Raw genomic sequence first — 21,122 nt, 5'->3', positions numbered from 1 at the left:
AGGTTCAGGACTCCTTGACCGCGATGGTCTCCACGGTGTTGGCGACGTGCTCGAACGCGTCAGCCGCCTCTTCCAGCACATCCACGATCTGCTTGAGCTTGAGCACCTCCATGGCGTCGTACTTGCCGTTGAAGAGGTGGGCGAGCAGCTTGCGGTGGATCTGGTCGGCCTGGTTCTCCAGCCGGTTGACCTCGATCCAGTACTCGGTGAGGTTGTCCATGGTCCGCAGCCCCGGCATGGCCTCCGCCGTCAGCTCCGCCGCGCGGGCCAGCACCTCGATCTGCTGCTCGACGCCCTTGGGCAGCTCCTGCACCTGGTAGAGGACGACCAGGTCGACGGCCTCCTCCATGAAGTCCATGATGTCGTCGAGCGAGGAGGCCAGGTTGTAGATGTCCTCGCGGTCGAACGGCGTGATGAAGGAGGAGTTCAGCTGGTGGAAGATCGCGTGGGTGGCGTCGTCCCCCGCGTGCTCCGCTGCCCGCATACGCTCCGCGATCTCGACCCGGGAGGCGGAATCCGCCCCGAGCAGTTCCATCAGGAGTTTCGAGCCCGTGACAATGTTGTCCGCGGACGCGGAGAACATGTCGTAGAAGCTCGTCTCCCTGGGGGTCAGACGAAAGCGCACGTGGGGTCCTCGGGATGCTTTGGATTCGGTCAGGCTGATGCTAGGCGCATCATCCGGCCACGGCTAACCGGCCCTCATCAGTGTCGCCCATGGGGGACGGGGATAGGCACGGGCCCCCGGTCACGTTTCGGCGGGATTCGTTACCATATACCCGGAGGGGGTATGGAACGGAGGGGGAGCCGCAGTCAGCGCACGGCGCGCGGCGGCAGCCGGGGCGCGGCGCGCAGGGCGGTCGGGGCACGCGCCGCACAGGGCGATCAGGACACATCAGGACACGGCGATCAGGACAACGGGAGGACCCACATGACCATGACCGGGACCACGGGTACGGAGCCGGCGGGCACGGCGGACCCGGCGGGCACGGCGGCGCGGACACCGGCGGCCGGCCCCGCGGAGGTCGTCACCGACCACGACCGCGGCATCCACGGCTACCACCACCAGAAGGACGAGCACCTCAAACGTCTGCGCCGCATCGAGGGCCAGATCCGCGGCCTCCAGCGCATGGTCGACGAGGACGTCTACTGCATCGACATACTCACGCAGGTCTCCGCCTCCACCAAGGCCCTGCAGTCCTTCGCGCTCCAACTGCTGGAGGAGCACCTGCGCCACTGCGTCGCCGACGCGGCGGTCAAGGGAGGCGACGAGGTCGACGCGAAGGTCGCCGAGGCCACGAAGGCGATCGCCCGGCTGCTGCGCACCTGAGGTCCGGCCCGTCTTCCGTGCGCCGCGTGCCGGGCCCGGGACGGCTTCCGTGCGCCGCGTGCCGGGCCGGGGCGGCTTCCGTGCGCCGCGTGCCGGGCCGGGGCGGCTTCCGTGCGCAGGACGGCTTCCGTCGCGCGGGCCTGCTTCGGTACGCGGGCCGGGCGTCCGTGCCGCACGGCACGGCGGGCGTCACCCCCGGCGAGCGCCCTGCCGAGGGACGGCGGTCGCCCACTCCTGCGGGTCCCCGACGTTGAGCACTTCGTCGATCCGGTCGGGACTGAGGCGTTCCCCATGCGCCGCGGAGGCCGCGATCATGAGTTCGCCGCACAGTTCGATCTCGGCGAGGGCCACACAGTCCTGAGCGTTCGGAGCGCTGAGCGTCTCCACCTGCGTCACCTCTCTCTGCCGTCGCCGACCTTTGGCGCACCGGCTCCCTGGGGGCTGCTCCCCGGGGCTGCCCCGCCGTCCCGCCGGGGAGCGCGGTACAGCCCCCAGCGTAGGGAGCGGCGTACCGGCCGCGCATGGCACGGACGGACCATTTGATCCCCTCCCAACCGGCGCCTTCGACCGGCTCCTTCGGACCGCCTCCCTCCGGATCGCCCGCGCGCCCGGCGCACGCCGGGCGCGCGAGAGGCTCCGCACGGCACTCAGTCCTGCCGGATCTCTCCGGTGTAGATGTCGTCCCCGTCGGGCAGGACCACGGCCGCCGGCGTCCCGAAGCCGTACAGCAGCAGCGTCGAGACCACAGAGACCTCCGGGCCCCGGGAGGCGAAGCTGAACCGGTGCCGGACCTTCCGCAGCCGCCCCTCCTCGTCGAGATACGCGTCGAACGGCACCGCGTCCTTGCTGAACCCTTTCGCCGCCGCGTTCAGCGCACCCCGCGAGAGCGGGGACGCCGCCCGCGCCGCCCGGCCGAGATCCGCGACCCCCCGGTAGTGGCGCACCGTCACTCCGGCCAGCTCCGACGTCCCCGCATACGTCACCTCGCGCGCGCCGCGCAGCAGTTCGGCCGCCGCCATCGGATCGGTGGCCCCGCCGGTGACGAGGTTGCCGTCCTTGAGGCCGGTGGTGTCGATGCGGACCCACTTCCCGTCGGGCACCCCGGCACCGCGGTTGCGCATGTAGAGCGCGCCGGGAGCCAGCAGCTCGGTGATCGGCCGGTGCCGGTCCGCGCCCGCCGCCCCGTCGGGCAGCATCACCTTCAGCCGCCCCACCTGCTTGCGGAAGTCGTACGTGCCCCGGCCCCTGATCGTCACGCGCGTCCCCCCGGCCGCCGTCTGCATCGACGTACGGGCCTCCGCGCCCCCCGCCTCGGCCAGGACGTCCGCCGCCCGGCCGAGCAGATCCCGCGGGCGCTCCGCCGCCACCGCCCGCGTCCTGGAACCGCCGTCGACCTCGTCCTGCGCGGAGCATCCGCAGGCCACCGAGACCGCCGCCGCCACGGCGAGGGCGCAGGCAGCGCGGGCCCCGCCTCCGCTCCTGTACTGCTGCACCACCATCGCCTGCCAACCCCCAACGACTACCGCCGGCCGAGCCCACACCCGCATCGCCTAACGACCACCGGCCTCCCCCGTCACGCCGCCCCGGCGCGACCGCCCCGCACGGGTGCGCCCGCACACGGAACGGCCAGGCCGCACACGCGCCGCTCCGCCGCCGGTCCCAGTACCGTGGTCGCGTGCACGAGGAACCCCCCACCGCCACGCGCCCCCGCGACCGGCCGCCCCTGACGCCCCCGCCCCCGGCGTCCCGTACGACCGCCGTCTCCCCCGTCCCGGCTGATCCCGCCTCCGCGCCCCGGACCCCGCCCCCTCCGCCGTCCGCGCACGACGCCACGACGGTGGAGCGCGGGTCGTTCTGCCTGGCCCGCTGCACCTGCGGCTGGACGGGACCGGCCCGCCGCTCCCGGGACCGGGCCCGTACGGACGTCGCCGAACACCTCGCCATGCCCTGAGCCCCAGCCGGAAGCGTGGCTGAAAATCATCCATGGCTACCGCCCGACCGGTCACCGACCGGCGCAGCCCCGGGAACAGCTCGACGTACGACAGAGCCCCCGCCCGTAAAACGGGCGGGGGCTCTGTGGGCTGAGCAGCCGACGGACGGTGCGGTCAGGCGGCCAGGTCCTTCTCGCCGTCGCCGCCGCGCCCGGTGCCGGGCCGCGGCTCCGGAATCCCCAGCGCGTCGCCGCGCTCGTCCGCGTACGGGACGGCCGCGTGCTTCGACCGGACGAACCAGCCGACCCGGTCGGAGCGGGAGATCGCCGTCATCAGCGGCGTGAGCAGCGCCATGGCGGGAGGCGCCAGCAGCAGGGCGACCGCGGTACCGAGGGCGAACCCGCCGATGACGTCGGTCGGGTAGTGCACGCCCATGTAGACCCGGCTGAAGCCCGCGAAGAGCGCGAGGCCGAGAGCGAAGAAGCCGAACTTCCGGTGCGCCACGAAGATGCCGACGGCGATGGCCATCGCCAGGGTGGAGTGGTCGCTGACGAACGAGAAGTCCGTCTTGCCGAGGATCAGGACCTCCAGGCCCTCATGGTCGTTGAACGGACGCGGCCGTTCGACGAATCCGCGGATCGGAATGTTGATCAGGACCGCGATCGCGGCGGCGAGCGGCGCCCAGACGATCGCGGCGGTCGCCGTCACGGAGTCCTCGACCGTCCCGCGCTTGCGCATGCTCCACCAGCACCACAGGCCGATCAGGACCAGGCCGAGCATGATCCCGTACTCGCCGACGAACTCCATGACCCGGTCGAACCAGGTCGGAGCGGCCTTCGCCAGCCCGTTGATGTCGTAGAGCAGACTGACGTCCGGGTTCGACCCATCGAGTTCGAGTCCAGCCATCTGCTGCGGCCCCTTGCCTTGTCTGCTTCATCTGCTGCGACGCGCGCCTGTGCGCGCCGCCGTGGTCGAACCCCCGTGGTCGGTGCGATCCGGTTCTCGCGCACGCATGGTCAGTGCGCATGCTGTCCCAGTCCAGGGAACGGCTCGGCCGACGCCTGCGTTCCTCTCTCCACCGAATGATCACTATGACGTTATCGAAGAGTGACTCGTCGTCGCAGCTCAGGGCCCAGGCTTCACAGAGAGTTCCGGCCAGGGCCGACTGCCCGTCAGCTCCGTACGGACCCCGCGTCCGTCACCGTCGCCGACGCGCGCTTCCGCGCCCGTATGCCCGCGCTCCCGGGCGCACATGCCTGCGTTTCCGTGATCGCGTGCCTGCGATTCCGCGCTCGCAGACCTGCGCGCCGCACCGTACACGAGGAGAGGCTTCTCACCACGCCTCCGATCATCCCTCACCGCCGGCCCGCCGCATTCCTCACCCCTGTGGCAGATCCCTCGGCAGGGCCGCGGCACCGTCCTTGGTGACGCGGGTCGCACCGAAGTAGTCCGGCGTGTCGATCTTGTCGAACCGGATCACCGCCCCGGTGAACGGAGCGTTGATCATGTATCCGCCGCCGACGTACAGCCCGACGTGCCGAATGGCCCGCGAGTTGGTCAGATCGTCGGAGAAGAACACCAGGTCCCCGGGCAACAGCTCGTCCCTTGAGGGATGCGGGCCCGCGTTGTACTGGTCGTTGGCCACGCGCGGCAGTTCGATGCCCACGGTCCGGTACGCGGCCTGGGTCAGCCCGGAGCAGTCGAACCGGCCTTGCTGGTCCGGCGTCCCGTTCCCGCCCCACAGGTACGGCGTGCCGAGCCTCTTCTGCGCGAAGTAGATGGCCCCGGCCGCCTGCTGCGACGGCTGCACACGGCCGACGGGCCGGGCGAAGCTCTTCTCCAGCGAACGGATGATCTTGACGTAGTTCTGCGTCTCCGCGTACGGAGGGACGCCGCCGTACTTGATCACCGCGTACGCACCGGCGTTGTAGGCGGCCAGCATGTTGTCGGTCGGATCGCCGGGCGCCTTCTTCACGTACCCGGCGAGCTCGCAGTCGTACGAGGCGGCCGACGGAATCGCGTCGGCCGGGTCCCACACGTCACGCCTGCCGTCCTGGTTGCCGTCGATGCCGTGCGCGGCCCACGTACCGGGGATGAACTGCGCGATGCCCTGGGCGGCGGCGGGGCTCCGCGCCTGCGGATTCCAGCCGCTCTCCTGGTACAACTGCGCTGCCAGCAAAGCCGGGTTGATGGCAGGGCAGAGGTTGCCCCACTTCTGCACCAGCGGCTGGAACCGGGCCGGCACCGCACCCTTGGCCAGCGCTACGGCACCGCCGCCGCCCGCCCCGGCGAGTCCGGCGGCGGCGGAATACGTACCGACGACGAGCAGCGCCATGAAACACAGGACCATGCCCACGCCGACGCCGCCGAACAACCAGATTTTCCGCACCCCTCAACCATCCCCCATCGAGCCGCCGTTCGAGGGCGTTTTCGCGGGTGTGTACGAGTCATCCGCGGCACACCGGCAGCGCACCCGAGGCACAGAGGGGCGCTGACGTCCCATCAGAGGCGCATCGCCCCGAACGACTGATCGACTCCCAGGCTCCCCACCTCCGCGAACGCGCGACTGCGCGGACCGCTCCGGCCCTCAGACGCTCCGGCCCTCAGACTCTCCGGCTCTCCAGCTCTCCAGCTCTCCGGCCCTGGCCCCCGACCGCACTCCTCACCCGGACCAGAAGGCGGAGCGCACGTTCGGCCGGGGCAGCGGATAGACCCCCTCGTAGGAGGGCCCGTTCGGCTCGGAGGCGGGCGGGGCGACCTTCGACTCCTTCACGCACGGACTGTCCGCCTCCAGGAACGCCTGCCCCTTCCCGCGGAAGGTGACGCTGACGCCGAAACCGCTCTTCGTCACCGCGTAGACGGCCGGGAACACCTCGTCCTTGTTGACGGCCTTGATCCGGTAGTCGTTCTCCCGCCAGAACTTCTCCGCCCGGTCCAGGAAGGTCTGCCGGCGGTCGGGCGACACGACGGTCATCACGGCCCGCCTGCGTGTCACACCGCAGGCACGGGTCGTCGTCGGCCCGTGCGCCCACCGCACGTCGGGGTCGATGCTCTTCAGGACGGCGTCCAGCATGGCGTCGGACCGCTCCGCCGCCTCCCGCATGTCCATACCGCTCCTCTCCGCGCCGTCCGCGGCCTCCCGCGACGCGTCCACGCCTCCGCAGCCGGACAGGGCGAGCCCGAGGGCCAAGGCCATCGCCGCGATCGGGAACGTCCGCACCGTCCGCCTCACTTCTGCTCCTCCATCTTGAGCCGATCCGAGTGCCCCGACACGATCAGGGCGATGCTGTCCGCCGACACGGCGTCGCGTTCCGGGCTGAAGTAGTTCGAGTGCGAGTCCAGACTCACACCGCTCCCGCCGACGAGCGGCGGCCCGTCGGCCACCGGGAAACGCCGCGCCCCGAACGCCTTGCTCGCCGGATCCTTCCCGAACCAGAGGTCGTCGTCGCCCGGATCGGCGAGATCCCCGGCCAGATACGCGCCGCCGGGCCCGCCGGCGATCAGCCCGAGACCGCCCACCACGGCCTGGGCCTTGGACGGCAGCTTCGTCACCGGGTCGTTGGCGGCGGCCCCGACGAAGACGTGCTCGCTGCCGACGCCGAGGTCCACGGCGTGGTCCACGCCGACCCCCGGACTGCCGACGAGGATGATGTCGTCCACCCCGGGTATCCCGCCGGGCCGGGCCGCCGCCGCACCGACCGTACGCGATCCGTAGGAGTGGCCGATGGCCGTCAGATGCGGGTTCCCGTTCTCGTTGGTCACCGCGATGCCGCCCATGAAGTCACGGTACGAGGCCCCGCCCTTCTCGGCCCGCCCGGTGCCCATGACGGCGAAGTAGCCGCCCACCCCGTCGCGGTCCGGCAACTGCGGGGCGTCGTAGCCGAGCCAGACGATGGACGCGGTCGACTCGTCGTAGCCCTGCGCCCCGATCGCGGTGTCCCGGGCCCGCCCGAGGTCGTTCTTGGCGAACTCCTCGTCCAGCGAGGTGTTGAGCCCCGGCACGTACGCGGAGACGTTGCGCGAGGTGTCCGGGTTGCCGAACGACACGATCGCGCGGCCGTTGCCCTCGTCGCCGATGCCGATCAGGTACATGGGCGGCAGGCCGTCCTCCTTCAACTGCCGCTCGATCTCGCGCAGCCCCGCCAGCTGCTCGCGGGCCGTGTCGGTGTCGATCCCCTCCAGCTTCTCGATGAGGGCGGGGAGGTTCTTGCGGTTGGCCGCGTCGCGGGCGGCGACCGGGATGCCGTCCAGGCTCCCGATCCGGTCCGGGCTGACCTCCAGGTACCGCTCGCGCTCCTCGGTGGAGAGCCCGTCCCACCACGCCTTGCGCTCGGCGGGGGTGACGTTCTGCGGAATCCGGGCGTTCAGGTAGTCGCGCTCGGCCTCGCGGACCCGGGTGTCGACGCGCCCGCCGGAACCGGGCAGGCCCATTCCGGCACCGCCTCCGCCAACGGCCTTGTTCCAGTCCCAGACCGCCCCGACGTAGTCGCCCCGCGCCCACTTGTCACCCGCGTCACGGGTGTCGCGCTCCCACTGCTCGACGATGTTCCGGCCGCTCTCGACGGGGCGGAGGACCACGTCGACGACGCCCTGGACGTCACCGCCCAGCCCGTCCCCGACGAACCCGTCGACGAACCCGCCGGTGGCGGTGTCGCCGCCTCGGGAGATCCCGCCGGCGGGATCGGCGGTACTGGAGCCGCCTGATCCGTCCGTGCCGGCGGTACCGCTTCCGGCGGTGCCGGTGGTGCCGGTCCCGTCCGTACCGGTGGTGCCGGTCCCGTCCGTACCGGTGGTGCCGGCTTCATTGCCGGATCCGCCCGTCCCGCTCCCGCTCGTGCTGCCGTCCGCCGCACTCCCGCTCGTACCGCCGTCCGCCCCGGAGTCCTCACCCTCGCCACCGGACGCGCCCTGCGCCTCCCCACCGCCGACGTCGCCGCCACCGGTGTCGCCACCGCCGCCGCCGCCGGTGACCGTGGACCCGGTCCCGTCAGGACCGCCGGCGTCCGCACCGGTCCCGTCACCCCACCCGTCCCCCGGGCCGTCACCTCGACCGGGACCGGCCACGACGCCGCTGCCGGGCGCGGGGCAGGAGCTTCCGGTCAGTTCGCAGATCGCGCTGCGGATCTCGGCGGTGAGCTGCCGCCCGATCCCGGTGGCCGTCATCCCTCCGACGAGAGCGACGACGACGAGGACGAGCCCCAGGTACTCCAGCGCGCTCTGCCCGCCGTCACGGCGCAGCCTGACGGTCCGGGACCAGCTGAACGGTCGCTCCCCGAGCCGGAGTTCCGACGCGCGCCGGAACCACCGCCGGCTCGCCGGGCGCAGGAGCAGCGCGACGACGCCAACGGGTATCGCCAGTCGCGCGACCCCCTGAGCGCCGCCCCCGCTCAACTCGGCCAACGCACCGAACACGAGCCAGACCTGCACGGCGAGGAGCCCGCGCCAGACCCAGACGCCCCCGGTACGGAGGTACAGGGCCAACACGAAGGCCCCGAGACCGGGTAACGAGGCGTAGACCAACAGCCCGAGGAGATGCCCGTCGACGGCATCGACCGAGGAGGCGGTGGACAACGTGCCGATGACCCCCACGAGCGTGGCCACGAGCAACACCTGAACGAGGATCAGCACCGCCTGCAACGGCCGAGGCATCGCCCGCCCGTCCGCACTCGCTGTGGCAGCGCTTACATCGACGTCAGCAGAAACCGCGCTTCCTCGTATGCCGGACAAGAGCAGTCCCCTACCTCGTGAGTGGGCGGCACAGCGACAGATCTGTCACTCCGCGTATGCGACCACACGGCAAGGAAGGCGACATGGGCCCCAGGACCCAATACAGGGCTCAAATCCCTTACCAAACAGGCAAGTGCCACGTCTTGCCCCACTCACCGCCCGCTTGTCACCCCGCCGCCCTCCGCAGCACCGGCGGACCAGAAGTCGGAGTGGATGTTCGGCCGAGGAATGAACTCCGCGCCCTCGTAGAGGGGAGCGGTGGCCCGACTGGTGGATTCAGCCACTTCGGACTCCCGCACACAGGGCGAGTCCACGTCGAAGAAGATCTGCCCCTCACCGCCAACAATCAAGCTCACCCCGAAGCCATCGTGCGTCTGCGCGTAAATGGCCGGAACATCCGGATCCGCGTTCACCTGCTTGATCTTGAATCCGCTCCTCCGCCAGAAGCGATCAACCACCCCGAGGAAACTCCCCCGCCGATCCGACGAAACGACGGTCATGACCGCACGTCGCCGCGTGACGTCGCAGCTTCCCGTACTAGTCGCATCATGCGCCCACTGAACTGCGGGCCTGAACTCAGCGAACGTCGCGTCCAGAATTCCGTCCGCACGATCCGCCGCTTCCTGCATGTTCATCCTGGATCCGCCCCCCTCTTCGACCGAAGAGCCGCCGGCGCATCCCGCCAGGAGAAGGCACGAAGAAAATGCACACAGGAGACTCCGGAAATGTCGATGCACCCTCATCGCATGTCTTCCATCTTGACCTTCTCCGACTTCCCCGCGACGATCAAGGCAATGCTCCCCGCAGAGGCTGAATCTCTGACTGGGTCGAAGTAAAGCGAATGCGCCTCCAAGGAAACTCCCTGGCGACCGATAGGTTGAGGCCCGTCATCCACAGGGAAGCGCCGCGCCCCGAACTCCTCACTCGCAGGGTCTCTGCCGAACCACAGTCTGTTGTTTCGCTGGTCAGCCGCCTCTGCCGCCACATACGAGCCCAGGGGGCCCGCCAAGAGCTGCCCGGCTGCGCCCGCAATCGCCTGCTCTTTGGAGGGAACCCTGGTCACTACATCGTTGTCGGCCGCACCGACGAAGACGTGATCTGCGCTCACCCCGAGGTTCTCCGCTCGATCCACTCCGACGCCAGGACTCCCGACGAGCACGATATCGTCTACGCCAGGAATACCTCCCTCATTCCGGGCGGCAGCTCCAACAGTGCGAGACCCGTAGGAGTGACCGATTGCCGTCAGGTGAGGATTCTCGTTCTGATTGGTTGCATCGATACCACCCATGAAATCACGAAATGCCCCACCACCCTCCTCCGCTCTGCCTTCCAGCGATACCGCGAGGCTGGAGACACCTTCCGGACTCTGCGGCGCGTCATATCCCAGCCACACGACTGCCGCGCTGGAAGGGTCGTGATAGCGGGCTCCTTTCGCAGTATCGAAAGCCCGCTTCAAGTCATCCTTGGCGAAGCCCTCGTCCAACGACGTGTTCAGCCCCGGGACGTACGCCGCCACGTTGCGGGACGTATCCGGGTTCCCGTAGGAGACGATGGCCCTGCCATTTCCCTGGTCCCCGATGCCCAGCAGGTACATGGACGGCTCCCCGGGCTTCGGCACAGCCCGGAGCTGCCTGTCGATCTCCCGCAGCGCGGCAAGCTTGGTGACCGAATCGGCGTCGTCCCGCCCCTCCAGCTTCCCCATCAACAACCGGAGGTTGTCCCGGTTCGCCGCATCCCGCACCAGGGCCGGAATCCCGTCCAGATTGCCGATCCGGTCCGGATACACCGCCAGATATTCCTCCCGCTGCTCGTCCGTCAGTCCCGCCCACCACTTCTTGCGCTCAGCCGGAGAGGCGTCCTGCGGGATCGCGTCCTGAAGGTAGCCACTCGCCGCCTGGCGCACCGCTGCCGCATCACCCGCCGTGTCCTTCCACACGGCGGCCGGAACGCTCAGCCCGTCCTCAGCCCTGAGCGCCCGGAGGATCCGCGTGTACCGCCAGTCCGCATCGGCCGCCGCACGCACGGCCCGGACCACCCGGTCCGCGATGTCCTGGGCCCCGGCAGCAAGCGGGTTGGCCGCCACGAGTCCGGAGGAGGCGGCCATCCCCGGAATGGAGACGCCTGCCGCGGTGCCGCCCGCCGGCGGCTTCCCGTCGATCAAGCCCTCGCCGGCCGCTGGGTACGCCACGGAGCCGTCCGCGTGCACCGTGAACTTCATGGCCGCCGCGTCGTCCAGTGCCCCTTGCAGAACACGCTGCTGCGTCCGCACCTCGTGTGCCAGGCTGTTCAAGGCCGTCCGCAGCAGGCCGCACTCCGTGTAGACGTACTGGAAGTTCGCCTCCAGACGGCGCAACCTCCGAACCGCCGCCCGCGCCGCCTCACCCTCCTGCGTCTGCCGTAGACCGTTGAGGAGCTGGGTACGGACCCGGTCACGGGCGGCGTCGGCGCGATTGCTCACCCGGCCCCAGCCGTCGGCGGCCTCCTCCAGTTCGGCGCACTTCACGTCTCGTAACTCGACCCAGGTCAGAGCCGCACCGGCCGCGGCCGGGCCCGGTGCGTCGCTCATGGCCGGCCGCCGACGAAGGCAGGAGGCTCGACGCGGTCGAAGCCCGCCTTCACCGTTTCGTTCGCCTCTGCCTGGTGGACGGCCACCGCCCGAAGCTTCCCGGCAAGCCCGGCGCACTCCGCACGCGCGGCTTCGATCCGTCGCTCCCACGAGGCGCGGACGGCAGCCAGTTCAACGAGGGCGTCCAGCTCTCCAGCCCCGGCCGCAATGCCCTGATGGGCGAGCGCCAACTCCGCTCTCACCGGACCGACGAGAGCAGCCAGACCCTCCGCCGCACCGGCCGCCCGAAGCCACGACCCGTCGCTGTGCCGCAGATCCGCGCCATCGACGGCGTCGCGAGCCGATTCGCCCCACCACGGCCGGTCCCCGCCCGGCTGCTCCGGCACGGTCACCACTCCCACACCGCTCACCCCGTTCCTCGTCCTTTGAGCGTGGAGCGGCACTGTGCCAAATCCGCCAGGAGCGACATGCCGGTATTCAACGACGCGCTGTTCCCGTCCGACGCCCCCGCAGACCCGGCGTTCCCGGGCTCGACGGACGATGGGCCGCGCCGGCGACCTGCCGCTCGGTTCATCCGAATGGAGGGTCCAAGCACGACAGCACGGACGCGAACCATGACGTATAGGCCACCCCCACAGGACGGCAGGACGGCAGGACGGCAGGACGGCAGGACGGCACCTGAGGTGAACGCGTCCGGCCTCCACCAGAGAAAGGACAAGGGACTACGAAGGAAGGACGACGGAGGAGGACAGTACGAGCGGTCGTACGCAAGAAGACCGTCGCACCGAATCCCGCCCGCCTCTCCCCCGCGCAGCCAGGAATCACACCCCACCACCAGCCCCACCTCACCGAGCCGGGAGCAGGACCGGGGCGGGACCAGGGCGGGACCGGGCAGGCCCAGACGGAACCGAGGGCGACCCAGCACGGACTGCCAGCTCGTCCGCCGCGAACCCCACTCACAACGCCTCCTCCTCGCCTCCCGCCTGACGAAGCCTGGAACAAGCAGCCAACCGGCGCATCGACGGCTCTCGAACGGCGCATTTGCGAACCCATCGCGCCCCGCGAACGCTGCAACCGTACGGAGAACCCATGGCCACCGTCGTTGCTCGCGGTCACGCCGCGTGATACACAGAGTAACCAGACATACGCATAGGAAGACCAGCAGGAGCCGCAGGTCAGGGCGGTCGGCCCGGTCAAACGTGCGAGATCCGGGTAAAGAGACCCGCGAAGGCGTCGTGCGAGTGAGGTTTCATCAGCGAAGATAGAAGGCGACCCGTGCCGCACGGTACGGGGCAGCTAACTACCCAACAGGGGCGGTGACTTACATGATCCTGGCAGCAGAGAAGGGCGACATCACCACCATCATCGGCGGAATCGCCCCCAACTGGGGACCGTTCGGCACGCTGGGCAACGAGGCGCGCATCATGATCGAGGTGGTGATGGCGATCGCCATCCTGCTCTGCCTCGGCATCGCGATCTGGGGCGCGGCCAAACAGCGCATCGGCGCGACGGCACTGCGCGACACGTTCAGCGCGGAGCAGGGCAAGGGCCTGATCGTGGCGGGCCTGACAGGAGTCTTCATCATCGGCTCCCTCGGAACCTTGTTCACCATCGTTTACGGAATGGCCGTCTGACCCGACGGCCGGCCGGTCCGCCCCGGGCCGTCCCAGCCCGCCCCCCATCCGCCCGTCGTGCCCACCCGGCTGAGGTTGCGTCTCCCTGATGTCGAGTCACCACACCGCGCTCAAGCGGCACCCAGCACAGCTACCGTCGTTCTGCGCGGATCCGCACACGACCGAGGGAGCGAACGCGGCATGAGCCCCGGCGACGAGCACGACTACCGCGGCATGGACCAGGGCGGGCGCGCGGACGACCCCTACAGCACCCTCGGCGGCACCCGGCAGACCCGCACCCGCCTGCCCGACGGCGACGCGAGCCATCCACACACCCGCCGCCCCGCCCGGAACTCCCGATCCCTCGTCACGATCACCGGAGTCGTGGTCCTCCTCATCGCCGCCATCGCCTTCGCGAACAGAGGCGGCAGCAGCAACGAAGAGACCACCGCCGGCGCCAAAACCCCGGGCACGACGGGCTCCGCCCCGACGACGCCCACCGGCACCAAACCGGTCGAGGGCAAGAACGGCACTATCGCCTCCGGCTTCGCCCACGACGAGCAGGGAGCACAGAGCGCGGCGGCCAACTACTCAGTCGTGCTTGTCTCCGACGGCATGTTCGATAGTGAGCGTCGCCGTCAGATCGCGCAGGCGGTATACGCACCTGACGTCGCAACCACGCGCATGGACGACCTTGACAAGGTGTATTCGGACGAATCCTTCCTCTCAAGCATCGGTCTGAAAGCCGACGGTGCGGCACCCGACGGCTTGACCTTCATCTCCCGGGCCAACCCCATAGGAACGAAGGTCGAAAAGTTCCAGGGCGATACCGCAAGCGTCGCCGTCTGGTATTCCGCGCTGTTCGGTCTGGCCGGCGAAGGATCCAAGAACCCGGTGTCCGAGAGTTGGTACACCACCACCTACGAGCTCAAGTGGATCGACGGAGACTGGAAGGTCACGGACTTCGCGCAGAAGGACGGTCCCGTACCGGTCGGCCGTGACCAAGCCGCCTCCTCTGCCGAGGAGATGGTTGACGCTGTTACAGGGTTCGGAGGGTTCACGTATGCCCGGTAGGCAAGCTCACCGCGCCCTTTCTCTGGCAGCCCTCGTGGCAGGGGCCCAAGCGACAGCGGTGATCACGGCAAGTCGCGTTGCCGCTGCTCCAACGCCAACGCCCACGCCGAGCACAGGCAACGACCCCTGCGACCTGATCCGCGGACCCGCCAAGGACTACTGCGAAGGCGGCGAAAGCGCTCCCCGAACAGGAGACATCGCCCCCTCCCAAGACGCCCTCGACCCCCTCGCCTCCCTGGCCCGAGGCTGCGCCGACGCCGCCGCGTGGATCGTCGGCAAGCTCAGCGACGCCGTCCAGAGCACCGCGAACGTCGACTTCACCAACCCCAAGTTCCTCCAGCAGTACGCCGTCATCTTCGCGGCCTCCACCATCCTCACCCTCGTCCTCTGGCTCCTCGCCGTAGCCAAGCGCGCCATCCGCGGCGTCCCGCTCACCACCGCGATCTCCGAGGCCGTCGGCTTCCTCTGGCTCACCGTCCTCGCCTCGGCCTTCACACCGCTCATCCTCTACACGATCGTCTCCGCCACCGACGGCGTCACCGAGGTCATCGCCACCTCGACCGGCGGGCAGACGGACGTCTTCTTCGGCTCGTTCGCCGAGGCGCTGAAGAAGGGCACCGACATCGGCGGCGGACCGATCATGCTGATCGTCGTCTCGCTCGTCTCGATCCTCGCGGCCGGCGTCCTCTGGCTGGAGCTCGTCATCCGCGCCGCCCTGCTCTACGTCGGCGCCCTGCTCGGCATCGTCGTCTACGCCGGCCTGGTCGACAAGAACATGTGGGGCCACGTACGCCGCTGGGCCGGCATCATGATCGCGGTCATCATGGTCAAGCCGGTCATCGTCATCGTGCTCGGCCTCGCCGGAGCCCTCTCCGAGGACGACGGCCCCGACGCCTTCTCCGCCGTCGTCTCCGGCCTCGCCATCATCCTCCTGGCCATCTTCGCCTCCGCCATGATCTACCGCTTCGTCCCCGGCTTCGGCGACGAGATCCAGGGCGCCCGCACCAACCGCAAGCAAGCCACCGACGGCGCCCAGGCCGCCGCCCTCATCAGCTCCCCGGCCGCCCTCGTCTCCCAGGGCATCAAGACCCACAGCGGGCGCAACGACCAGAACAGCGGCGGCGGAGGCGCCCGTCCCGCCAACACGGTCAGCGGCGGCGTCGCGGCACACAGCTCCCGCGGCTCCGGCGGAGGCGGGCTCGGCGGCGGATCCGTCCCCTCCGCCGCCCCCTCGCCCCGCAGCGGATCCGGACCCACCTCCGGCACCCCCCACAGCAGCCGCTCCTCCCGAGGCGGTTCAGGCAGCACAGGCAATTCGAGCACAGGAGGTGGAGGGCGTTGACGACCCAGTCCCACACGATGACGCCCCGCCGCACGTATCTCATCGGCCGCGCCCGGCCGAACGCGATCGTCGGCAAGAACCGCGAGACCGGCGAGATCGCCCTGATCATCGTCGGCGCGTTCCTCGGCATGATGAGCGGACTGCTCGTCCCGGTCCTGTCCCTGCGGATCGTGTGCCTCGTCGGCTTCCCCGCACTGGCCCTGGCCATCGTCTACGTCCCGTACAAGCACCGCACGTTCTACAAGTGGTTCGAGATCAACCGCAGCTTCAAGCGCTCCCTGCGCCGAGGCACCGCCTACCGCTCCGCCGCCATGGAAGCCGGCATCAGCGCCGACGGCCGCGAGGTGGAGATCGGCCCGCCCCCGGGCATCGGCCGCATCAGCTGGCTCGCCGCTCCCTTCGGCCCCGACGAGATCGCCGTACTCCTCCACGCCGACCGCCGCACGGTCACCGCCGCCATCGAGATCGAGGGCCCCGGCGTCGGCCTCCGCGACAGCGAGGACCAGGAAGCCCTCGTCGACCGGTTCGGCACACTCCTCAAGCACGTGGCCAACGGCGACGGATTCGTCACCCGCCTCCAGATGCTCGCCCGCACCCTCCCCGCCGACCCCGACGCACACGCCAAGGACGTAGCCCAGCGCGGCGACAAGACGGCCCCCGGCTGGCTGCGGGAGTCCTACGACCAGCTCCAGTCCATGGTCTCCACCTCCAGCGAGCAGCACCGCGCCTACCTCGTCGCTTGCATGCGCTACAGCCGCGAACTGGCCGCCGAGGCCAACGCCATGGCCCGCGCAGCCCGCCCCGCCGGCGGACGCAAGCTCGACCGCGACGCAGGACTCGCCGTCGTCATGGCCCGCGAGCTCACCGACATCTGCGCCCGCCTCGCCGAAGCGGACATCCGAGTGCGCCAGCCGCTCGGCCAGAGCCGGCTCGCCTCCCTCGTGCACTCCATGTACGACCCCGACCACCCCATCGACCACATCCAGGCCATGACCAAGCGCAACGCCTGGCCCGCCGAACTGGACGCGGTCGAACCCACGTTCCTCCAGGCCAAGACCCGCGAGTCGTCGACCCGGGCGCCCTGGTGCCACGCCACGGCCTGGGTCAAGGAGTGGCCGATGACCCCTGTCGGCGTCAACTTCCTCGCCCCCCTGCTCGTGCATACGCCCGACGTCATCCGTACCGTCGCCGTCTGCATGGACCTCGAACCCACCGAGGTCGCCATCGAACGCATGCTGACCGAGAAGACGAACGACGAGGCCGAGGCCAGCCGCCAGGCCAAGATGAACCGTACGGTCGACCCCCGCGACATCGCCGCCCACGGCCGACTCGACCAACGGGGTGAAGATCTCGCCAGCGGCGCGGCCGGCGTCAACCTGGTGGGGTACATCACGGTGTCGTCGCGCTCGCCCGAGGCCCTCGCCCGCGACAAGAGGACGATCCGTGCCTCGGCCGGAAAGTCGTATCTCAAGCTGGAGTGGTGCGACCGCGAGCACCACCGCGCCTTCGTGAACACCCTGCCGTTCGCCACGGGTATCCGCCACTGACGGCGCCCTGACAGACCACCCCCACCGGCCACCGGCCAACAGCCACCAGCCACCAGCCACCAGCCACCAGCCACCAGCCACAACTGGCTACCACGGCGGCACCCAGCCACCACCGGCCATAACCATCCTCACCACCTCCCACCACCTCCCACCACCACCCGGGACACCCCGACCGGAACCGAAAGAAGAGAGGGCAGCAACGCCATGCGAGACCCACTGTCCGCATTGTCGGATGCCTTCACCTCCTTCCTCTTCGGCAAGGTGGAGACGACCCGGCTGCCCGTCCGTACGTCGACGGGCCAGGCCCAGGCCGTCTACCTGCCCACCGCCGCCCCCGGCCTGGGCGACTCCGGCGTGATCATCGGCCGCGAGGTCTACTCCGGCAAGGGCTACATCTACGACCCCTTCCAGCTCTACGGGCAGCAGCTCCCCGCCCCGCACTGGCTCGTGCTCGGCGAGTCCGGCAACGGCAAGTCCGCCCTGGAGAAGACCTACGTCCTGCGCCAGCTCCGCTTCCGCGACCGCCAGGTCGTCGTCCTGGACGCCCAGGGCGAGGACGGCGTCGGGGAATGGAACCTCATCGCCCAGGAGCTGGGCATAACTCCCATCCGCCTCGACCCGACCGCGGCCCTGAACGGCGGCATCCGGCTCAACCCCCTCGACCCGTCCATCACCACCACCGGCCAGCTCGCCCTGCTGCGCACCATCATCGAAGTGGCGATGGGCCACGGGCTCGACGAGCGTTCCGGCTTCGCGCTGAAGGTCGCCCACGCCTATGTGAACACGACCATCACCGACCGCCAGCCGGTCCTGATGGACATCGTGGAACAACTGCGCCACCCCGAGCCCGAGTCCGCCGAGGCGATGAACGTCGACATAGACGACGTACGGGCCTGGGGCCTGGACGTCGCACTCGTCCTCGACCGGCTCGTCGACGGCGACCTGCGCGGCATGTTCGACGGCCCGACGACGGTCGGCATCGACCTCGACGCACCGCTGATCGTCTTCGACCTCTCGCACATCGACCGCAACTCGATCGCCATGCCCATCCTGATGGCGATCGTCGGCGTCTGGCTGGAGCACACCTGGATCCGGCCCGACCGCAAGAAGCGCATCTTCCTGGTCGAAGAGGCGTGGCACATCATCAACTCCCCTTTCGTGGCCCAACTCTTCCAACGCCTGCTGAAGTTCGGCCGGCGGCTCGGACTGTCCTTCGTCGCCGTCGTCCACCACCTCAGCGACGTGGTGGACGGAGCGGCGGCGAAGGAGGCGGCGGCGATCCTCAAGATGGCCTCCACCCGCACCATCTACGCCCAGAAGGCGGACGAGGCCAGAGCCACGGGACGGGTCATCGGCCTGCCCCGGTGGGCGGTCGAGATCATCCCCACCCTCACACCGGGCATCGCCGTATGGGACGTCAACGGCAACGTCCAGGTGGTCAAACACCTGATCACCGAGGCCGAGCGCCCACTCGTCTTCACCGACCGGGCCATGACCGAAGGCTCCTCGGACGACCTCCTCCCGGAGGACGTACGCGCCGCCGAGCTGGAGGCGGAACAACGGGCGGTCCGGATCGAGCACCAGCAGCGCATGAACGAGTCGTCCGAGTCAACGGTGGCATGACATGGCACGCCAGGCACCGCAGGGCCCGTACCCGGACCGGGGCCCGTACGAGGATCGGGGCCCGTACCGCGAACCGGGCCGGCGCTCCCGGCGTGGCGGCACTGGCCAGGAGCAGGGCGGCATCCCGGACGGCCTGCTGATCGGCCTGCTGGGCTTCCTGTTCGCGGCGACCCTGCTCGCCTGGACGGCCACCGGACTGGCCGGTCTGTTCGCGCACGGGGCCTGGCCTGACGGCGTCACGTTCACCCGCACCCCGCTCGCCCTGCGCCGGCTGGCCACCGCCCCGCAGGACCTCCCCGGCGCCTGGCCCGAGACGCCACCGGCCCACCTCTCGGGCTACGGGCTGTTCTGGGGCCTGTTCATCGGCGAACTGATGGTGCTGGCCGTCCTCACGATCTTCGTCCTCGGCGTCGTGGCCCGGTGGCGTGCCGTACGGGAACATCGCCGCGCGGAACGCGCCCACAAGCACCGGGAACAGCACGAACCGTACCGAACGCACGAAATGCACGGCTCACACAGGACACACGAGCCCCACGAAGCACACGAAGCACACGAAGCACACAGAACGCACGGAACGCACGGAACGCAAGAGGCACGCCGCCCCCGCCCGCAAGGGACGCACGAGATCCCCGCCTCCACACCCCCGAGCACCACCGAGATCCCCGCCTCCACACCCCCGAGCACCACCCACACTCCCCCTCACCCCGCACCCGACCACCCCACCACTGTCACCGGCGTGACCACCCCGCCCCCGACCCCGGCCCCCCTTGCCGCAGCGTTCCTCCCCTCTCCCCGCACGCCCCGCCTCGTCTACGCCCCCGCCGCGGACCGTCGCCCCACCGTCGTACGGGCCGTCCTGGACGCCGAGGGCCCCGTGCTCGTCGTCACCTCGGACCCCAGCGTCTGGGCCGAGACGAAGGACGCGCGCGGCAAGCTCGGCCCGGTCCTCGTCCACGACCCCGGCCACCTCTGCGACACCCCGGCCCGCCTCCACTGGTCGCCCACCACCGACTGCGAGCACCCCGACGCGGCGGCCTCGCGCGCCGCGGCGCTGCTCGCCCCGGTCCGCCCGCAGGCCCGGATCGACGCGGCGATGGCCGACACGGCGCAGACGCTCCTCCAGTGCTGGCTGCACGCCGCCGCGGTGGACGGCCGCCCCTTCCGCCAGGTCCACCGCTGGGCGTCGGGGGCCGGCGCCCACGAACCCGTACGCCTCCTCCGTACGCACCCCAGAGCCGCTTCCGGACTCGCGGGCCTCCTGGAATCGGCCCTCACCTCCTATCCGGAACGCCGCGAGGTGGCCCAGGAGTTGGTCGTACGCGCGTTCGCAGCCCTTTCATCGGTACACATCCGGGAAGCCTGCACCCCGAACCGAGCCGATTCCCTCGCACTGGAATCTTTTGCGCGTGAAGGGGGAAGTCTTTACCTGGTGGGCGAACCCATCGAGGATCCCCGCTCCCAACCCGGCGCGATGCCCCTCCTCACCGCGCTGGCCTCGCACGTGGTCGAGCACGGCCGCCGCATGGCCGCACGGTCATCTGACGGTCGGCTCGACCCACCAATGACGCTCGTCCTCGACGACGTCGCCGCCGTGGCTCCCCTTCCCCAGCTCCCGGAGCTGCTGGCAACAGGACAGCACCAGGGCTTGCTCGCCTTGGTCCTGCTCCGCTCGCAGGAACAGGGTCGAGCCCGCTGGCAGGAGCCCCTGCTCGCTCCCGCACCCGACGTCGGATAACGCTCCGAGCAAGCGAACCCGACAGGACTCTTCCATCTCTTCCATCTCTTCCCTGCCCTTCCGCTGCCCCCGCTCCCCGGGGGGCCTCTGTGTTCCTTCCGTAGCGTTCGAGCAGCCACCACTGCGTCACGGGCGTCGGGTTTCGCCTCGCCCGGATACAGGTCTGCGATCCGGCGTATGGCCAGGCCGAGCAGGTAGTAGGCGACCTTGCAGCCCACTTCCCGGGCGACGGCCAGGGGCAGGGTGCCGATGGAGGCGGGCTGGTCCACGATCACCAGTACCGTGCGGAACTTCGCGGCCAGCTTGTCGAAAACAGCCCGTAGCTTCGGCTCGCTGTAGGGCAGCTGCTTGCATCGCGCCGCTCCAGACGACTTGAACGTGCCGGCCTCGGCATTGGTGTCGTACGCGCGCAACCACGTTATGCAGACCTGCCGCCCGCGAGCTGCTCTGCATTGCGCCGGACCGGGCGGTAGCCAGGCCGGGCCTCTCATCAGCGTCTCCGACGTCAACTCCAGGCCGGAAGGCCGTCAGTCCCGTTACAGGACCGAAAAAGAGAACGGGGCGAAATTCCGCAGTCCGGCCGGCCAAGAAAACCAACTGGAAAATGGCCCGGAACGCAGGAAAGCCCCGTGCCGTT

At 70.0% G+C, this 21,122-nt stretch carries 18 protein-coding genes and 1 pseudogene; 8 read left to right on the top strand and 11 right to left on the bottom strand.

All coding sequences use genetic code 11. From position 1 onward, the window contains the following. Positions 1 to 4 precede the first annotated feature (4 nt). Complete coding sequence (locus tag EES43_RS15540) at positions 5 to 625, bottom strand: DUF47 domain-containing protein (protein WP_003968094.1); 621 nt, start codon at positions 623 to 625, stop codon at positions 5 to 7. Between the two features lie 303 nt (positions 626 to 928). On the opposite strand from EES43_RS15540, the gene EES43_RS15535 reads away from it, so the two are divergent. Next, positions 929 to 1,327 (top strand): metal-sensitive transcriptional regulator, encoded by a 399-nt coding sequence (locus EES43_RS15535; RefSeq protein WP_124269270.1) that lies wholly within the window; start codon positions 929 to 931, stop codon positions 1,325 to 1,327. 189 nt (positions 1,328 to 1,516) lie between these two features. On the opposite strand, the gene EES43_RS15530 is transcribed toward EES43_RS15535, so the two are convergent. Together EES43_RS15530 and EES43_RS15525 are read right to left on the bottom strand one after the other, a co-directional pair. Beyond that, positions 1,517 to 1,723, bottom strand: coding sequence for a hypothetical protein (locus tag EES43_RS15530; RefSeq protein ID WP_124269269.1), 207 nt, complete (start codon positions 1,721 to 1,723; stop codon positions 1,517 to 1,519). A gap of 251 nt (positions 1,724 to 1,974) precedes the next feature. After that, positions 1,975 to 2,826, bottom strand: coding sequence for an SCO4651 family lipoprotein (locus EES43_RS15525; protein WP_124269268.1), 852 nt, complete (start codon positions 2,824 to 2,826; stop codon positions 1,975 to 1,977). Positions 2,827 to 3,050: 224 nt separating this feature from the next. Between EES43_RS15525 and EES43_RS15520 the strand changes: the two genes are divergently transcribed. After that, on the top strand, positions 3,051 to 3,278 hold the full coding sequence (locus EES43_RS15520; protein ID WP_124271999.1) for a hypothetical protein: 228 nt from the start codon (positions 3,051 to 3,053) through the stop codon (positions 3,276 to 3,278). Positions 3,279 to 3,432: 154 nt separating this feature from the next. On the opposite strand, the gene EES43_RS15515 is transcribed toward EES43_RS15520, so the two are convergent. The 7 genes from EES43_RS15515 to EES43_RS15485 form a co-directional block, all read right to left on the bottom strand. Then, positions 3,433 to 4,164: a phosphatase PAP2 family protein gene (locus EES43_RS15515; RefSeq protein ID WP_124269267.1), complete on the bottom strand. Its 732-nt coding sequence runs from the start codon at positions 4,162 to 4,164 to the stop codon at positions 3,433 to 3,435. A 472-nt stretch (positions 4,165 to 4,636) separates the two neighbouring features. Further along, a complete protein-coding gene (locus EES43_RS15510; RefSeq protein ID WP_124271998.1) occupies positions 4,637 to 5,632 on the bottom strand; it encodes a C40 family peptidase in 996 nt (331 codons plus the stop codon). A gap of 288 nt (positions 5,633 to 5,920) precedes the next feature. After that, positions 5,921 to 6,454: a hypothetical protein gene (locus EES43_RS15505; protein ID WP_124271997.1), complete on the bottom strand. Its 534-nt coding sequence runs from the start codon at positions 6,452 to 6,454 to the stop codon at positions 5,921 to 5,923. 32 nt (positions 6,455 to 6,486) lie between these two features. Beyond that, positions 6,487 to 8,907, bottom strand: a complete 2,421-nt coding sequence (locus tag EES43_RS15500; protein ID WP_124269266.1) for an alpha/beta hydrolase — start codon at positions 8,905 to 8,907, stop codon at positions 6,487 to 6,489. 230 nt (positions 8,908 to 9,137) lie between these two features. Continuing rightward, on the bottom strand, positions 9,138 to 9,620 hold the full coding sequence (locus tag EES43_RS15495; RefSeq protein ID WP_124269265.1) for a hypothetical protein: 483 nt from the start codon (positions 9,618 to 9,620) through the stop codon (positions 9,138 to 9,140). A 104-nt stretch (positions 9,621 to 9,724) separates the two neighbouring features. Further along, positions 9,725 to 11,551: an alpha/beta hydrolase gene (locus EES43_RS15490; RefSeq protein ID WP_124269264.1), complete on the bottom strand. Its 1,827-nt coding sequence runs from the start codon at positions 11,549 to 11,551 to the stop codon at positions 9,725 to 9,727. After that, a complete protein-coding gene (locus EES43_RS15485; protein ID WP_206430060.1) occupies positions 11,548 to 11,961 on the bottom strand; it encodes a hypothetical protein in 414 nt (137 codons plus the stop codon). The genes EES43_RS15490 and EES43_RS15485 overlap by 4 nt, the downstream gene beginning before the upstream one ends. Positions 11,962 to 12,876: 915 nt before the next feature. Between EES43_RS15485 and EES43_RS15480 the strand changes: the two genes are divergently transcribed. The 6 genes from EES43_RS15480 (at position 12,877) to EES43_RS15450 (ending at position 20,485) form a co-directional block, all read left to right on the top strand. Next, on the top strand, positions 12,877 to 13,185 hold the full coding sequence (locus EES43_RS15480) for a hypothetical protein (RefSeq protein WP_015610155.1): 309 nt from the start codon (positions 12,877 to 12,879) through the stop codon (positions 13,183 to 13,185). A gap of 180 nt (positions 13,186 to 13,365) precedes the next feature. Then, positions 13,366 to 14,238: a hypothetical protein gene (locus tag EES43_RS15475; RefSeq protein ID WP_124269262.1), complete on the top strand. Its 873-nt coding sequence runs from the start codon at positions 13,366 to 13,368 to the stop codon at positions 14,236 to 14,238. After that, on the top strand, positions 14,228 to 15,580 hold the full coding sequence (locus tag EES43_RS15470) for a hypothetical protein (protein WP_206430059.1): 1,353 nt from the start codon (positions 14,228 to 14,230) through the stop codon (positions 15,578 to 15,580). Before EES43_RS15475 ends, EES43_RS15470 begins: the two co-directional genes overlap by 11 nt. Then, on the top strand, positions 15,577 to 17,127 hold the full coding sequence (locus EES43_RS15465) for an SCO6880 family protein (RefSeq protein WP_124269261.1): 1,551 nt from the start codon (positions 15,577 to 15,579) through the stop codon (positions 17,125 to 17,127). Before EES43_RS15470 ends, EES43_RS15465 begins: the two co-directional genes overlap by 4 nt. 204 nt (positions 17,128 to 17,331) lie before the next feature. Next, positions 17,332 to 18,750 carry an ATP-binding protein gene (locus EES43_RS15455; RefSeq protein WP_124269259.1) on the top strand — a complete coding sequence of 473 codons (1,419 nt, stop codon included), beginning with the start codon at positions 17,332 to 17,334 and terminating at the stop codon, positions 18,748 to 18,750. Position 18,751: 1 nt separating this feature from the next. Then, entirely contained in the window at positions 18,752 to 20,485 is a 1,734-nt protein-coding gene (locus tag EES43_RS15450) for a type IV secretory system conjugative DNA transfer family protein (RefSeq protein ID WP_206430058.1), read from the top strand. Between the two features lie 98 nt (positions 20,486 to 20,583). Here EES43_RS15450 and EES43_RS15445 read toward each other — a convergent pair. Then, a pseudogene (locus EES43_RS15445) lies at positions 20,584 to 20,835 on the bottom strand (transposase); the annotation flags it as partial. Between the last annotated feature and the right edge of the window lie 287 nt (positions 20,836 to 21,122).

Source organism: Streptomyces sp. ADI96-02 (genome assembly GCF_003846185.1).
Classification (GTDB): domain Bacteria; phylum Actinomycetota; class Actinomycetes; order Streptomycetales; family Streptomycetaceae; genus Streptomyces.
The sequence above is the reverse complement of the archived record's forward strand: the minus strand, read 5'-3'. Positions and strand labels throughout refer to the sequence as shown.